The organism is Daejeonella sp. (genome assembly GCF_044348475.1).
Lineage (GTDB): Bacteria > Bacteroidota > Bacteroidia > Sphingobacteriales > Sphingobacteriaceae > Daejeonella.
Genome location: NZ_JBIKSU010000044.1, coordinates 1 through 16,415 on the forward strand (window position 1 = coordinate 1; position 16,415 = coordinate 16,415).

At 37.2% G+C, this 16,415-nt stretch carries 16 protein-coding genes; all 16 read right to left on the reverse strand.

Features of this window, described 5'->3' with window-relative positions; all coding sequences use genetic code 11:
- Window positions 1-71 precede the first annotated feature (71 nt).
- Complete coding sequence (gene mrdA / locus ACIQZ6_RS08950) at window positions 72-1,997, reverse strand: penicillin-binding protein 2 (RefSeq protein WP_395810280.1); 1,926 nt, start codon at window positions 1,995-1,997, stop codon at window positions 72-74.
- A gap of 241 nt (window positions 1,998-2,238) precedes the next feature.
- The gene (locus ACIQZ6_RS08955) at window positions 2,239-2,754 is read right to left on the reverse strand and encodes a rod shape-determining protein MreD (RefSeq protein ID WP_395810282.1); all 516 of its coding nucleotides are present in this window, start codon (window positions 2,752-2,754) and stop codon (window positions 2,239-2,241) included.
- Window positions 2,754-3,581, reverse strand: coding sequence for a rod shape-determining protein MreC (gene mreC, locus ACIQZ6_RS08960; protein WP_395810284.1), 828 nt, complete (start codon window positions 3,579-3,581; stop codon window positions 2,754-2,756). Before mreC ends, ACIQZ6_RS08955 begins: the two co-directional genes overlap by 1 nt.
- 355 nt (window positions 3,582-3,936) lie before the next feature.
- Window positions 3,937-4,959 (reverse strand): rod shape-determining protein, encoded by a 1,023-nt coding sequence (locus ACIQZ6_RS08965; RefSeq protein ID WP_306552119.1) that lies wholly within the window; start codon window positions 4,957-4,959, stop codon window positions 3,937-3,939.
- Between the two features lie 99 nt (window positions 4,960-5,058).
- Window positions 5,059-6,585 carry a bifunctional phosphoribosylaminoimidazolecarboxamide formyltransferase/IMP cyclohydrolase gene (gene purH, locus ACIQZ6_RS08970; RefSeq protein ID WP_395810286.1) on the reverse strand — a complete coding sequence of 509 codons (1,527 nt, stop codon included), beginning with the start codon at window positions 6,583-6,585 and terminating at the stop codon, window positions 5,059-5,061.
- 285 nt (window positions 6,586-6,870) lie between these two features.
- On the reverse strand, window positions 6,871-7,449 hold the full coding sequence (gene purN, locus ACIQZ6_RS08975) for a phosphoribosylglycinamide formyltransferase (protein ID WP_395810288.1): 579 nt from the start codon (window positions 7,447-7,449) through the stop codon (window positions 6,871-6,873).
- 519 nt (window positions 7,450-7,968) lie between these two features.
- Complete coding sequence (locus ACIQZ6_RS08980; protein ID WP_395810290.1) at window positions 7,969-8,709, reverse strand: LytR/AlgR family response regulator transcription factor; 741 nt, start codon at window positions 8,707-8,709, stop codon at window positions 7,969-7,971.
- A gap of 2 nt (window positions 8,710-8,711) precedes the next feature.
- Window positions 8,712-9,779 carry a sensor histidine kinase gene (locus tag ACIQZ6_RS08985; protein ID WP_395810292.1) on the reverse strand — a complete coding sequence of 356 codons (1,068 nt, stop codon included), beginning with the start codon at window positions 9,777-9,779 and terminating at the stop codon, window positions 8,712-8,714.
- A gap of 49 nt (window positions 9,780-9,828) precedes the next feature.
- Window positions 9,829-10,599: a LiaF transmembrane domain-containing protein gene (locus ACIQZ6_RS08990; RefSeq protein WP_395810294.1), complete on the reverse strand. Its 771-nt coding sequence runs from the start codon at window positions 10,597-10,599 to the stop codon at window positions 9,829-9,831.
- Window positions 10,600-10,764: 165 nt separating this feature from the next.
- Window positions 10,765-11,538 carry an NYN domain-containing protein gene (locus ACIQZ6_RS08995; protein ID WP_395810296.1) on the reverse strand — a complete coding sequence of 258 codons (774 nt, stop codon included), beginning with the start codon at window positions 11,536-11,538 and terminating at the stop codon, window positions 10,765-10,767.
- Between the two features lie 141 nt (window positions 11,539-11,679).
- Window positions 11,680-12,123: a molybdenum cofactor biosynthesis protein MoaE gene (locus ACIQZ6_RS09000; protein WP_395810298.1), complete on the reverse strand. Its 444-nt coding sequence runs from the start codon at window positions 12,121-12,123 to the stop codon at window positions 11,680-11,682.
- Between the two features lie 7 nt (window positions 12,124-12,130).
- Window positions 12,131-13,243, reverse strand: a complete 1,113-nt coding sequence (gene moeB / locus ACIQZ6_RS09005; RefSeq protein ID WP_395810300.1) for a molybdopterin-synthase adenylyltransferase MoeB — start codon at window positions 13,241-13,243, stop codon at window positions 12,131-12,133.
- Window position 13,244: 1 nt separating this feature from the next.
- Window positions 13,245-13,478 carry a MoaD/ThiS family protein gene (locus ACIQZ6_RS09010; RefSeq protein WP_395810302.1) on the reverse strand — a complete coding sequence of 78 codons (234 nt, stop codon included), beginning with the start codon at window positions 13,476-13,478 and terminating at the stop codon, window positions 13,245-13,247.
- A gap of 14 nt (window positions 13,479-13,492) precedes the next feature.
- Window positions 13,493-14,224, reverse strand: a complete 732-nt coding sequence (locus ACIQZ6_RS09015; RefSeq protein WP_395810304.1) for a sulfite exporter TauE/SafE family protein — start codon at window positions 14,222-14,224, stop codon at window positions 13,493-13,495.
- 1 nt (window position 14,225) lies between these two features.
- Window positions 14,226-15,428, reverse strand: a complete 1,203-nt coding sequence (glp, locus tag ACIQZ6_RS09020) for a gephyrin-like molybdotransferase Glp (RefSeq protein WP_395810306.1) — start codon at window positions 15,426-15,428, stop codon at window positions 14,226-14,228.
- A 101-nt stretch (window positions 15,429-15,529) separates the two neighbouring features.
- Window positions 15,530-16,415, reverse strand: an 886-nt coding sequence (locus tag ACIQZ6_RS09025; protein WP_395810308.1) for a GTP 3',8-cyclase MoaA, incomplete at its 5' end; no start/stop codon positions are given.

The window sequence follows — 16,415 nt, forward strand, 5'->3', positions numbered from 1 at the left end:
ATCCAATCATGCATAAACCAATGTAGGTTAAGATGACAAACCAATCTACATTAAAAAAGAGGCTACGTTGATTATTCATTCGTTCTAATTACTCGGTTTGGCTTTTCATTGGTGTTAGAAGTTGAACTAATAGTATTGCTCGCAATCTTCTTAGATACTGGAGAAAACTGTATACCACCTGGCAATAAATTAGCCTGCATTATACGGTCTACATAAATCTGGGGCCTGCTGATGCTCTTTTTTATATACTTTTCAACCATTAAGCTGGCTATTGGTGCCGACCAAGTTGCACCGAATCCTGCATTTTCAACAATTACAGCTATAGCAATCTTTGGATTATTCCGAGGTGCAAAAGCAACAAATACAGAATGATCTTTTCCATGTGGATTTTGTACAGTTCCAGTCTTACCACACATCTCTATGTCTTCGATCTTAGAATACCAGGCAGTACCACTGGGTTGATTTACTACAGCACTCATTCCATCGATTACTACATTAAAATATTTTGAATCGATACCTGCATTGTTCTTTTGTAGGTATTCCTTTTTTATAACTTTTTTGCTCCCAATGGCCTTGATTAGATGTGGTTTATAAAAGAACCCACGATTGGCTACAATGGCCATTACATTGGCCATTTGTAATGGAGTAATACCCAGTTCTCCTTGCCCGATTGAAAGAGATATAGTATAGGCTGATCCCCATTGGTCATTTTTAAATCGTTTGGTATACAGTTCATCTGTAGGAAGTAAACCATTTCGTTCTCCTGGAAGATCAATACCAAGCGCAGTTCCAATACCAAATGCAGAAACAGCTTTTCTCCATCTTTTAAAGCCATTAACTGGACGCATACCTGCATAATCAATCATTCTGCTATATGCATAGCCATAATAGGTATTGCACGATTCAGTAATAGAATTTTTAAGGTTAATAGAGCCATGTACGTGGGTGCATCCCATAAACCCTTTTCTGCCGTATCGATACCCTCCAGGGCAAAAGAAATAAGTATTTTCATTAATCAGTCTAAACTGCTGTGCAACCAATGCATTTACAACTTTAAATATGGATCCCGGTGGGTATTCAGCCTGAATTGGCCGAACAAACATAGGCTTGTACTTATCATTTAATAGAGCCATATAATTGTTTCCGCGCTTTCTTCCAACCATCAAGTTAGGATCATATGCCGGACTGCTTACAAATGATAGAATTTCTCCTGTTGAAGGTTCAATCGCCACGATGCTGCCAATTTTATTTTGCATCAGCTGTTCGCCAAATTTTTGAAGTTCTTTATCGAGTGAGGAGATCATGTGCTCACCCGATACTGCTACTGTATCATATTTGCCATCCGCATAATTCCCTTTGGGTCTGTTCAGTGCATCTACCATGAGGTTTTGAACGCCACGTTGCCCTCTTAATAATTCCTCATATGATTTTTCAATTCCAGTAATGCCATGATAATCACCCTGAGTGTAAAAGCCCTTAGATTTTTCGATTACTTTTTGATTTACTTCACCAATATAACCAAGAAAATGGGCAGCAATACTATCAGGATACCGACGAACTGTGCGGTTCTGAACAAAAAAACCTGGAAAATTGCTTAGTTTTTCTTGAAAAGAGCCATATATCTGAACAGACAATTGTTTTTCAAATATAGATGCCTTGTACGGGGAGTAGTTCCGAGCTTTTTTAAAACGTTTTTGAAAGCCAGTGATATCAATTCCGATCAGTTTACAGAATTCAAGTGTATCGAATGCCTTTACCTCACGGGGGATAATCATTAGGTCGTAAACAGGCTCATTTTGTACCAGGATTTTTTCATATCGGTCTAAAATGACACCTCGCGCAGGGTATATGGGTAGGCGCCTGATTACATTATTCTCTGCAGAAAGAATATATTCATCACTAATTACCTGAATATAAAACAAGCGGATAATCAGAACCGCTGTTAAGGCGATGAATATTCCCTGAATTACAAACTTTCTTGCAAAAAAACTATTCATTAGCCTTTATGAAATTATGTATTATATCTGCTGTACTCATTAGTATTGTTCATTGGCTTAATGATATGTGAAAGCATTTTCAGCAAGATCATTTTATCAAACACAAAAGTAATAAAGTATTGTGTTGAAGACCGATATTTTTCTGACTCGATAATCAATTTTATAATTCTGATGATGGTTAGGGTTCGAATCTTTATTTGTTGAGCAAGTTCAATAAATATCTGGGGGTAAATTAATGATATTACCGTGCTTTTTTTTGGAAAAAGGCAAATTCTGTGATCAGTATCAGAGAAACGGTGAACAGCGTACTCAATAGTATACGAAGTAAGGTGTATCCAAATTCTGAAAATTTAAAATTTTCGAAAGTGAACAGAATAAAATGATGAGAGAAAGTTAAAATAAAGGCATAAAAAATAAACCATTGAAAGCCCATGATGCCAAGCCTCGGTTCAGGTTCATTGTCAAACCCATCTCTTTGAACAGTTAAGTTAATGAATATGATCCTTACGAATGCCATTATTGTGCAGGCAGCTGCATTTAGCCCCAGAGAATCATAGTAAAAATCAATAGTTAATCCGGTGAAAAAAGCAAGTAAGAAGAGTAGTGAATTGGATATTCCAAATGGAAGAACTAGAATAAAAAGTATGTACAGATAGGGTACGCTGAGGTTGTAATAGCCAATATTTTTAAGTAGGAATACCTGTGTGGCCACCAGTAAAAGAAAACGGATACTATTGCTTATAACTACTCGTCCCATTATTCAATTTTATTTTGAGCTTCTAAAGACAATTGCTGTGCGGATAAAATATTGTTTATTACATAAACATATTCTAAGGTCGCAAAATCTGTATTCAATTTTATTTTAATATCAAGTGAGTTGTCGCCTTGGCTGGTCCTGGTTGCAGTCACATAACCAATAGCAGTTCCCTCTGGAAACATAGAAAATTCGGATGTAACCACTCTATTTCCTTTTTTTATACTGAGGTGACTTTGAATATCTTTTAAATAGGCAAATCTGGCGTCATAATTTCCTTCTCCCCAAACTAATGAGCCGATACTGCCATTCACATTTGCACTTACTTTTGTTTCAGAATGAAGTAAGGAGCGAATGGTAGAAAAGTCTTCATTTACATTGAATACAATCCCTACAATTCCTTTAGCGGAAGTAACACCCATCCCTTTGCTTATACCATGTCTTGAACCACGGTTGATGGTCAGATAATTATTCTTTTGATGCACGGAGTTGTTGATTACTCTAGCAACAATATAAGTATATTGCTGTTTGAGGGTAGTATCACGAACTGCTACCTGTTTAATGCTATCGCTACTAAAGGATGTAGCCAACTGGTTTCTGAGTTTGGCATTTTCTGCAGCTAGACTGTCATTGATTTTGTCGAGTTTTAGGTAACTGCTTAGTTCGTTTACCTGTTCATAAGATTGACCTACTAGTTGGTTAGATGAATTCCATACACGTGCACGCTGGAAGGAATTATTCTTAACCAGAAGAATCAAGGAAATAGTAAAAAATATAATCAATAGAAAAAATGCGTTGTATTTACCGATGAAAAGCCAGAGGTTACGCATGGGTTATTAACGAGTTATCGGTTATCAGTTATCTGTTGTCAGTTATCTGTTGTCAGTTATCAGTTGTCTGTTGTCAGTTATCTGTTATCAGTTGTCTGTTATCAGTTATCTGTAGTTGGTTAGTTGGTTAGAATTGTCTTCAACTAATCATTTCAAATCATTGCTCTTCTCTGCTTTTAGCTTTCACCTTTCCGCTTTTGACTTTCTTCTGTTGTCTGAGGTATGAAGTCTGAGGTATGAAGTCTGAAGTCTGAAAAAGTAGTAAATCTCAAATTAGCACTGCACAGTCTTTGTTCTTTATTTCAGTTATCAGTTACTACCTACAACTTATTACTTATAACCTACAACTTATTACCTATTGCAATAAAAATTTAAAATTTCCAATATTCTTCAATGCTATTCCTGTTCCACGTACTACGGCACGTAATGGATCTTCGGCAACATGAACGGGTAACTTTGTTTTTGAAGATATTCTTTTATCAAGCCCTCGCAATAAGGCTCCTCCACCGGTTAAATAAATTCCTGTTTGATAGATATCGGCTGAAAGTTCAGGAGGGGTAATCTCTAGCGCTTTTAATATTGCTTCTTCAATCTTAGAAATCGATTTATCCAGGCAATGTGCTATTTCAGTATAAGAAACGGTAATTTGCTTAGGAACTCCAGTCATTAAGTCGCGGCCTTGCACAGCAAAATCTGCGGGTGGATCTGAAAGTTCAGGCAATGCTGCACCAACTTCAATTTTAATCTTTTCTGCGGTACGATCACCAATCATAATATTATGTTGCCTGCGGATATATTGAACGATATCACTATCAAAATTATCTCCTGCCACACGGATAGATTGATCACATACAATTCCAGAAAGGGCAATAACTGCTATCTCTGTGGTACCACCACCAATATCAATGATCATATTTCCCATTGGTTCTTCTACATCTATTCCGATACCTACGGCTGCAGCCATGGGCTCATGGATTAGGTAAACTTCTTTGGCTCCTGCAATCTCGGCAGAATCTCGAACCGCACGTTTTTCAACTTCTGTAATACCAGATGGGATGCAGATTACCATACGTAAAGAAGGGAAAAACCATCCTTTACCATTATTGATCATTTTGATCATTCCGCGAATCATGTATTCAGCTGCATTGAAATCTGCGATAACACCATCTTTAAGTGGTCTTACTGTCCGGATATTATCATGCGTTTTTCCTTCCATTTGCATGGCTTGCTTGCCTATTGCAATAACTTTATTGGTGGTTCGATCAAAAGCTACAATTGAAGGTTCATCAACTACAACTTTATCATTATGTATGATCAGCGTATTTGCGGTGCCAAGGTCAATGGCAATCTCTTGTGTAAACCAATTAAATAATCCCATTCTTAAGTGTTAAAGTGGTAAAAATTATGCTAAGATAAGCTCTTTTTGTGAATGATTATTATGATGATGACAGTTCATTCTCAAAATAATCATTATTTATTAATGTTTAAAGTGTCTGATTCCAGTAGTAACCATTCCAACGCCCTTGTCATTTGCCATATCAATTGATTCCTGATCTTTTATAGATCCTCCGGGCTGTAAAATCATTACTACACCTGCCTCAGCTGCAATTTCAACGCAATCCGGGAATGGAAAGAAGGCATCGGATGCCATTACACTTCCTTCAATACTGAAATTAAATGCTTTTGCTTTGACGATTGCCTGTTGCAAAGCATCAACCCTTGAAGTTTGTCCTACACCACTTGAAATTAAACGGCCATCTTTTGCAAGTACAATAGTATTTGATTTGGTGTGTTTCACTATTTTGTTCGCAAAAACCAAGTCATTTAATTGCTCTGGTGTAGGCTTGCAATTCGTAACAGCAATCATCTGATCTGCAGTTTCCATTAAAAGATCTTTATCCTGTTCAATTACGCCGTTCAATAATGTTTTGAATTGCTTTGCAGGAAGTTTTACTTTATTTCTTTTTAATAGGATACGATTCTTTTTACCTGATAATAATTGTTTTGCGCCCTGGTCAAATGATGGAGCGATTAAGACTTCAAAAAATAGATTATTTATTTCCTCTGCGGTTTTTTCATCAATTTCACGATTGCAGATTAATACACCTCCAAAGGCCGAAACCGGATCACAGGCTAATGCAGTTTTCCATGCATTCAGAATAGAATCGCTTGAAGCTACACCACAAGCATTGGTATGCTTTAAGATGGCAAATGTTGGAGCTTCAAATTCATCGATCAACGCTACAGCTGCATCCACATCCACAAGATTATTGTAGGATAGTTCTTTGCCGTTTAGTTTTTCAAACATCGCATCTAAATTGCCGTAAAAAACGCCTTTCTGGTGTGGATTTTCTCCATAACGCAGGGTGCTTACTTTTTGCTCACTGTATTTAAATACAGTTAACGGATCTTCCTGATTGAAATAATTAAATATCGCTGTATCGTAATGAGATGAAATGTTAAATGCTTGGCGCGCAAATGATTTACGATGATTTAAATGGGTATAGCCATCATTTTCAGAAAGAATATTACTCAATGTTTTATAATCATCTTTTGAGGCTATGATTACTACGTCATTAAAGTTCTTTGCTGCAGCTCGTATTAAAGAGATACCACCAATATCTATCTTTTCGATGATGTCTTCTTGGCTTGCACCAGAGTTTACCGTTTCTTCAAAAGGGTATAGATCTACAATCACAAGGTCGATCTCAGGTATTTCGTATTCTGCGATCTGTACCTGATCTTCTTTATTCACTCTGCGGTTTAAGATTCCACCAAATACTTTTGGATGGAGCGTTTTTACCCTTCCGCCAAGTATGGATGGATAACCTGTCAGGTCTTCAACTGCTATAACATCAATGCCGAGTTCACGAATAAATTTTTCAGTACCACCGGTAGAATAAAAAACAACACCCTGCTCATGCAGTTGTTGAATTAGCGGTGCTAAATTATCTTTGTAGTAGACAGAAATTAAGGCATTTTTGATCTTAACAGAATGGCTCATTGAGGATAAGGTTTTAAGCCGCAAAGATAGTTTTTTTGATCGGTTTGGTGTTAAAAAATTAGCTAAAAGCATAAAGCTAAAAGGCAAAAGCATAAAGCTTAAAGCTTAAAGCAAAAAAGTAAAAGATTAAGGAATAATGCTTGAAGCAATCAAAAAAATTGGAAAATTATTAAAAAAGGCAGAAAGGATTAGAAATTAGCAGGGTATTTGATCTTTCAGCTTTACACTTACAACTTATAACTTATTACTTACAACTTATTACTTATAACTTATTACTTATAACTTTTAAATCTTCATCTTTTTCAGTAATTGCTCAACCACCTTCGGATAATGCAGATGCTCAAGCTGCTGACCTTTGAATTTGATCATTTCAATATCATCGCCTTGTTCAATTTTAAAACGTGATTGATGGATAGGCTCACCCTCATCAAAATGTTCATTGATGTAATGAATAGTAATTCCAGATTCTTCTTCGCCGGCGTCTAATATTGCCTGATGTACTTTATCACCATACATGCCTTTACCTCCATATTTAGGCAGTAGAGCAGGGTGGATATTGATGATCTTATTTGGAAATGCTTTTAATAGATTATCAGGAATAAGCCATAAAAAACCTGCCAATACAACAAGGTTAATCTGCAGATTTTTTAAAAGTTTGACGATATCATCCGTTTTATAGAATTCATGCTTATCGAAAATGTGAGATGGAATTTCAAAATTATCTGCACGTTGCAGCACGTAAGCTTCAGAATTATTGGTCAAAACAATAGCGATCTCTGCATCCTGGTGTTTCTTAAAATATTCCATGATCTTCTGGGCATTAGATCCGGAACCGGAAGCAAAAATGGCGATACGTTTTTTCAATGGATTCTAATTTTAGCAAAGATATTATTTTGGGTGTTTTAAGGAAATGAAATCACAAATTTCATAACAATATATGAACAATCGTTCTATAATACTGCCTAGTATCTTAATTTCTTAGCTGATGTATTGAGTATTGAGTATTGAGTATAGCGTATTGAGATAGATTCTGCTTCACTTCTTACCTCATTCCTCATTCCTCATGCTTCATACCTCAGACAACAGATAACAGACAACTGACAATGGAACCAAGAACCAGGAACCAAGAACAAAGACTGTTTAGTGCTAATTTGAGATTTACTAATTTTTCATACTTCATACCTCATACCTCATACTTCCTACCTCCTACCTCCTACCTCAGATAACTGATAACAGAAAACTGATAACCCCTTTTTGAGTATTGAGTATAGAGTATTGCGTATTGAGATAGATTCTGCTTCATTCTTCATACTTCCTACCTCCTACCTCATACTTCCTACCTCAGACAACTGATAACTGACAACTGATAACAGAATATTTTCTTCACAATCCCAATACCTGTCTTAACCTTGGGTATCCTGTTTTACTTACCGGAATTTTTTCGCCTGACTTTAGAATTGCCAGATGTGAATCTTTTTCATAGGGGTCAATTCTTGTGATCTCATTGATCCGTACAATATAGGAACGGTGCACTCTGACAAAATTATCTTCACCCAATAGCTTTTCGAAATAGGCCATGGTTTTATTTTTTAGGAATGAGCCTTCGGATGTATAGATTTTTACGTAATCATCATCTGCTGCAAGAAAAAGAATATCGGCAACTGGTATGATCTTGATTTTGTTACCTGTTTTCACTACTACGCGATCATTTTTAGGGCTTGAGCTTTGTAGATTTTCAATAAATTTTTTTGTGTTTTGCTTTGGTTCTGACCGGTGTTGCTGATCCATCCATTTTTGCACCGCCTTATCAAATCGCTCCTTGGTAAAAGGTTTCAGCAGGTAATCTACTGCATGCTCCTCAAACGCCTTAATGGCATATTCATCAAATGCGGTTGTGAATATTACGGATGGTGGCTGTTCAATAAGTTCGAGCATTTCAAAGCCATTGATCTTAGGCATCTGAATATCCAGAAATATCAGATCCGGGCTGTGTTGAGCAATAGCCTTTACGCCTTCAAATCCATCATTGCATTCCTGAATAACCTCAATTTCTGGCCATTGATGCAAATATTCTAGTACTACAGATCGAGCTAATGGCTCATCATCAATTAAAATTACTCTCATATTTATAGCTGAGGAATCTTTACTTTAGTTGTAAATATATGGCCATAAGACGTTGTTTCCAATAGGTCGGTTCTGCCAAATAATAAGTGTAATCTTCGTTTTACCCCACTTAGTCCGAATCCGGTTCCATGTTTGGGCCTTGCAGTATCCGGATCATAAGGGTTCTGAACAGTGATATGAAGTTCATTATCATCATATTCTCCAAAAATACTGATCGTAACCACTCCAGTTGTATCGTAAAGGCCAAATTTAATGGCATTCTCAACAATTGGCTGCAGAAGCATAGGAGGTAATTTCTTTGTTTTGCAAGCCTCATTGTATGAGATCTCAGTAGATAAACGATGACCAAATCTTACTTTTTCTATATCCAGGTATAATTGCAGATGTTCTAGTTCATCAATAAGTGATACCGGTTGCTGATCTTCTTTTTTTAGAGTTCCACGAAGAAAATCAGATAATTGATGGATCATTTTTCGGGCTTCTTCAGGTCTGCTGCCTATCAATGCAGTGATTGAATTTAGACTATTGAATAAAAAATGTGGTTGGAGCTGCTGTCTGAGGTTATAAAGTTCGGCATCTCTGGCAAGGGTTTCAGCTTCTAGTTTCCTTTTCTCGGTTTCTTTTTGATCTAGCTGGGTATACCAAACCACGCTAATCATGGCCATTAAACCAATCATAAGTAAACCAATAAAAAACCGGATGGGTAATGAATTGTATAAGAACTCCGAATAATGCGGATCATTTAAAATCAATTTGTCAAGGGTATAGTTATTGACTAAGAGCCATAAAGAAGCAAGAATAGAACAATACAATAACATCAGGAGGTAGCCGTTCTTTTCAGGCCTGTAATACTGAAGATTATTGGCAATTAGGTAGCAGGCAATTCCTAATAAACAGATACTAATTGTACTATCGATTATGGAAGTTTGCACGCTGAAGCCAAACCAAAGCAATATAGCCGACTGTGATAGGATGCATGCAACAATGCATTGTGCAACAATCAATGTCAGCTTGCTTTTCGATAAAACCGAATCAGCAGCTTGTTCTGTATTAGCCTGTCCTGTTAACACTGTGTATTGATTAGTAGTTTCATTTTTATATCCTGTTTTGGGATTTAACTTAGAAACTTTTAATATCTATTCCGCCAAAGATAGAGGTACCTTCAATGATCAAGATCTTATCAGGTATTGTGTTTAATTGAGGTGGGCGTTTGTCTTCGATTCCTCCAAATATGGCTAACATTTCAGATTGAACAATCCAGTTTGCTGGCACGATGATCTTAGTACCACCAAAAACCTGCACTACTTCAATTTTAACCCTCCCTTTGATATCGGCCTGCATCAGATTGATTTCCGAGCCTCCAAAAAAGTTCACGATATCGCCTCCCTGAAAGTTCTTCGAAACAATATTTTTCTTTATTCCTCCAAAAATTGATACCGAGTTAATCCTGTCGCCCAAAAAGTTGGCTGTTTCAAAAGCTGTTTGAGCTTCGTTTGAATCAGAATTAGTATTGAATCCCCCATTTTTTTCTTTATCCCATTCAAAGAACTCAAATGGAGTTTTCTCTTTTCGACCCGAGATCATCCATGCTCCGAATCCGATGATTAGCAATGGCCAAAAGAATCTACCCAAGTGCTCGTCTGGCAATATTTTATTAATTAAAAATATAACACCTATAACGATGGGCATAAAAGCAGAGGGCCTATTAAAACCTTGGCGCTTACCTATGAATATTCCGATCACGATTAGGAATACAGGCCAGCTAAATATCCAAGATGGTATGAAAAATAGATCTAAGGTTCTAAATAGAAGTATGAATCCTAATCCAAGCAGAATTAAACCCACTAAGGTTTTTCCTGATTTTTGATTTGAGCTTCCAGAATTTTCCATGGCATAAATATTAAAAACTAATGTATTGTCTTGTTGTGATTTAGTAAATAGATACTAGGCAAGCTTACTACTCTTCTCGGTGAATGTCGGAAAAATGTCGGTGAAAAATATAGCACTCAGAATAATCGATGCTTGGCAAATAAAAATGATTGAATTTACTAAGTACTAATTCCCTTTTATTTTGATATAAACGTGCTTTATGTTCCCTTTCCCTGAAACCCGTTCATCGAATTCAAACTTATTCAGACTCTTGATCAGTGGATGAAGCTTAGGGTAATTGTAATTTCTGGAATCAAAATCAGGTTTCTTTTTGAGCAGAAGATTACCTAGGTTTCCAAGGTACGCCCAGCCATTTTCATCCTCTAAATCAGAAATGCTATCGCTGATCAGTTTGATCAATTCCTTGTCTATATTATTTAAAGGAGCAGTATTTTTTTTGATTGTTTTCTTCGACTTTTTTATAGGATGTGATCCATCAGTTGTGGATTCCGTTTCATCAGCATTCAGAATCTCGATATAAATGAATTTATCACATGCTGTGATGAAGGGAATTAAAGTTTTCTTTTCACCAATTCCAATTACCATCATTCCGGCTTCTCTTAAACGGGTAGCAAGTCTAGTAAAATCACTATCACTAGATACAATACAAAAACCATCTACTTTGCCAGAATATAAAATATCCATGGCATCGATAATCATGGCGCTATCGCTTGCATTTTTTCCGGTTGAATAACTATACTGCTGAATGGGGGTAATCGCATTTTCAAGAAGTACCTTTTTCCAACCAGAAACTGTTGGTTTTGTCCAGTCGGCATAAATGCGTTTAAACGTAGGAGTACCATATTTAGCTATTTCCTGAAACATGGGCCTGACATTGGCATAAGGTACATTATCGGCATCAATAAGTACTGCAAGCCTCAGATCTTTAGTTATTTCCATGTTCATTCATTTAAGTTTAATTATGTCTTTTCGGATTAATCCGTTCGTGTAAAGGTAGGTCTTTAGTTATCGGTTATCAGTTATCGGTTATCAGATTGGGTACGTTAGCCAGACAACAGACAACAGACAACAGACAACCCATCATTTATTCACTTTCCATTGATGCTCATCATTTTCCATGATCTCTTTTCCCCAAATTGGTAATTCAGCTTTTAGTCTTTCTACTGTCTCTTGGCAGGCATCCATTGCAGCTTTTCGGTGAGCAGATGAGGTAAATACAAAGAGGCAGATTTCGCCCGATTGCACCTGGCCAAGGCTATGATGAACATGCATGCAGGTGAGCGGATATTTAGCGAAAATATTTTCGCGGATCAGGTGCATTTTTTCATGTGCCATATCCTCAAAGGCAGTAAAATCAATGGCTTTTACCTTTCCATTTTCTGTTTCATCAGCCCTTACCTGTCCTAGAAATATGCTATGGCCACCAATGGCAGTTTGGGAGCTATGCTTTTGAATGCTTTCTGAAATAAATGTAGCAGGAATTGCACCCTGCTGGAAAATGTTTTTTGGTTTTCTTTCTGACATACCGATACTATTTATTTTTTTGCCAACCGGCAATTCCATCTTTTAAACTAAATATTTTCCTTGATTGACCATAATGTTTACTTAAGATCTCAGCTGCACTTGCACTTCGTTTTCCCGACTGGCAAAAAAGCACAATGGTTTGCGCATCAATATCAGGAATTTGTTCTTTAAGTTGGCTCAAAGGAATATGAATATGTTTAAAATCGTCAATTAACAATTCCTCGCCTTGTTCTCTCACATCTACAATCTGAATATCCTGTTCATTCAGGATACGTTCAAAATCTTCATGCTTGAGTTCGAAATGTGAATTTATATGACAAAACCAGTTGTAGTTAAATGCTTTGAATGAATCGGCATTTTTAGGGATCATTTTTGCTGTTTCGGGCATGACCAATAACTCCATCTCAAAAAACTGATTATTCAGCGAATTATAAGTGAGTAAGCGGTTAAGTAGCGGATATCCTATGCCAGTGATCAGTTTAATGGTTTCATTGGCCATCATGGTTCCTATAATTCCTGGAAGTACTCCAATCACGCCTGCTTCTTCACAATTTAAAACTTCATTATCTGCGGGTGGTAAGGGGAACAGGTCGCGATAATTGGCCGGGATTTTAGCACTTGTAGAAGCTTTGTTAAATACGGCTAGCTGCCCTTCAAAACGCGAAATAGCACCATAAACTAGAGTTTTATTCAATAATACGCAGGCGTCATTGATCAAATATCTGCTGGCAAAATTGTCAGTGCCATCTAGGATGATATCAAAACCTGCAATTATTTCTAGTGCATTAGAATTGTCGAGTTTCTGATTAAATACTTCAATCTCAATATCCGGATTCATCTGCCCCAGAATATCGGCTGCTCTCAATGATTTTGAAAAACCGATGTCATGAACAGAAAACAGAACCTGACGGTGTAGATTGCTGAGCGAAACCAGATCAAAATCTACAATTCCGATGCGTCCAATACCAGCACCTGCCAGGTAAAGTAAAGCCGGGCAGCCCAACCCTCCGGCCCCAACAACCAGTACTTTTGAATTTTTCAATTTTTGCTGACCGTTTTCGCCCAGTTCTTTTAGGGAGATTTGGCGCTGATATCTTTCGTTCTCTGTTAGCTTGCTCATTTTATCCTCCTGAAAAAGGTGGCAATAATGCAATGGTAGTATCGCCGCTAAGAATTGAATTGCCCTGGATGGTTTTATTATTCATTGCAATCGCATATTTTGTATGGGCCAGTGCGGGATACAATTCATTTAACGTTTCCTGTAGGGTTTTGGTATCAGGAATATCGTGAAGTATTAGGTTCGGAGTTCCGGTGATATCCGTTAATTGTCCAAAAAACATAATGTGCACCTGCATATGAACCTGTTTAATTATGTAAATATCAGTTTTATTCCTGCTACCAGGAGTACTATTGCCAGCGTATTCTTTACTATGTTTTGATTGAACTTCAATGAACCGAAATAAGCGCCAAAAAGGCCTCCTGCAAACGCTATAACTACATAGCTGATCATATCTGGACTGAAATTTAAGCCTTTAGTCAAGTGGCCAGACAGACCAGAAAACGAATTTACGAAGATAAATAATGCACTTATTGCGGCGGTTTGTTTCTGATCTGTCCATTTAAGCAATAGCAAAACAGGAGAAAGTATAATCCCACCACCGATGCCAATTAATCCGGAGAGAAGTCCAATAACAGATCCAATACCAATAGATAGCCCTATCGAATTTTTCTTTAGCTCTTCTGTAGTACTATTTTTAAAAAACAGAAAGCGTATCACTGGGATAGCCAGAAGCAGACCTACTATTTTTTTATACAAATCTGCATCCATGGTAATGAGCCCACCAATAAATGCCATCGGAATAGAAGCAAGTGCCAGCGGCAAGAATATATTCCATTTAAAGTGCTTGCCCCGGTAAAATTGAATAAATGAAGTAAGTGAAACAAATAGGTTTAGCATTAGTGCCGTTGGCTTCATGACTTCTGGCGAAAAGGCATAAATAGCCATTAGAGCAAGATAACCGCTAGCCCCTCCATGCCCTACAGAGGAATATAGAAAGGCGACGATAAATAAGAGCAAATAAAAGATATAGATACTTTCCATTTTATTGAATTGATGGTAGCATATGGATTTCAACCACTTGGCCCTCTTTGATCTCTGTTTGATCATCTTCTAGTTTGATCAGGCAATTCGCTTTAGCAAATGAACTTAGCCTGAAAGATTCCTGCGCTTTAAGGTCATGAACCATATAACCGTCATAAAAACCCTTTAAAAAGTGAGTCAGGCCAGGAGCTTTTTTTTGTGCTGATTTGATTGGTGCTTGTATCTGTTTTAAGTCTATTTTTCTGTTGTTTAATAATCCAATGGCAGGGTAAACATATTCATAAAAGCAACTCATTACTGACCCTGGATTGCCTGGAAGGCCGAAAATATACTTTTTTCCTTTTTTACCAAAGTAAATGGGTTTTCCTGGTTTTTGTTTGATTTTATGAAATATTTGTTCTATTCCATTAGCTTCTGCTGCTCTAATTACAAAGTCATAATCGCCAACACTTACTCCGCCGGTTAGCAATACCAGATCACTTTGTTGCAGGGCATTACTTAAAACCGAAGTTAGTGTTTCAAGAGTATCTTCTGACGATAAAATATTAACTTTAGAGATACCTGTCTGATTTAATGCAGCTTTTAATGCGAATGAATTTGATTCATAGACCTGTCCGTGCGCTAAGGGTACACCCGGTTGTTGAAGTTCATTTCCTGTTAGTATGATGCTGACAGATGGCTGAGGAAATACCAGTAGTTCATCGATACCTAGTCCGGCAATAAATCCGATTGCTGCAGGAGTTAAAAGACAATTTTTTTCGAGGGCTAGTTCTCCAGCTTTTGCTTCAGAACCTTTCATTCTGACATGGAGCCCGGCTGTAATATGTTGGTCTGTTATGGTCAATTTGGTTTTGTTCACGCTGGTCTTTTCCTGCATGACTACGGTATCTGCTCCAGGAGGAACAGCTGCTCCAGTAAATATTCTGCGGGCATTTTGGGGTTCTAGTGGGATATTATCAGCCAAACCAGCCTGAGCAGTACCATCAATTAAGAGTGATGTGTTTTTTTGCCAGCCTTCAAAATTCAATGCATATCCATCCATCGACGATTGATTAAATGGAGGAACATCGGATATTGAAAAAATGTCTTGCGCAAGAACCAATCCTGCAGCTTCATTTAAGGATACCTTGATAGGAAGCAGGGGTATTATGGTATCAGTGATCAGTTTTTTTGCTTCTGAAACAGGTATAAATTCGTTGACCATCCAAGTTTATTTAAAACTAACTGCGGGTGAATTTCGATAAAATATTGCGTATAATCAATTGGAAAGGTAATATCAAAGTCTATAGTAATGTTATACAAGCGCTAGCCCCCAATACTGATCATCGTTCTATTATGAAGATCTTCGGTATGGATATTTTCAAAATCTTTAGTGAATTGCCCGCCCAGTTCTTTTGCCTTTGAAGCAATACTTTCTTGAATAAGAGGTAAAATATCTTCACCATTTCTGAGTGCAGTGAGCAGGTCAGTTTCTTTTTGAGAAAAGAGGCAATTTTTCATTTTACCATCGGCGGTCAGGCGCATTCGGTTACATCCACTACAAAATGGGGAGCTCATGGTGCTGATAATTGCAAAAGTGCCTTTATGTCCATCAATGCTATATTTTTTAGCGGTATCATGGAAATCATTTTGCAGTGGGGCAGGGGTATAGTTACGCCCAATCACTTCTAGCATTTGTTCCATGGTGAATACCTGGTTACTGCTCCAGCGATTACCTTCAAAAGGCATGAATTCAATAAAGCGAACATGTACCGGTAAATCTTTAGTCCATGCAACAAAATCAGTGATTTCATGATCATTTATTCCCTTCATTACCACCACATTTACCTTTACATGCAGATTTCTTTGAATCATTAAATGGATATTATCCATCACTTTTTGAAACCCATCACGGCGGGTAATGATCTTAAATTTATCGGGATCAAGCGTATCGAGACTAATATTCAATGAACTCACTTTTGCTTCCTGAAGAACATCTGCAAAATCATGAAGGCGGGTTGCATTGGTTGTAAGAGTTAATGAAACGGGTAGTTTTGAAAGCCTTAAAATAATGTCTGCTGCATCTTTTCTGACCAAGGGTTCACCTCCCGTTAAACGGATTTTATTTACGCCATTTTGCACAAAAATCTTTGCCAGCGATTCTATTTCATCAGGCTGCATAAGCCTTGAATGAGGGGTAAATTCATATTCC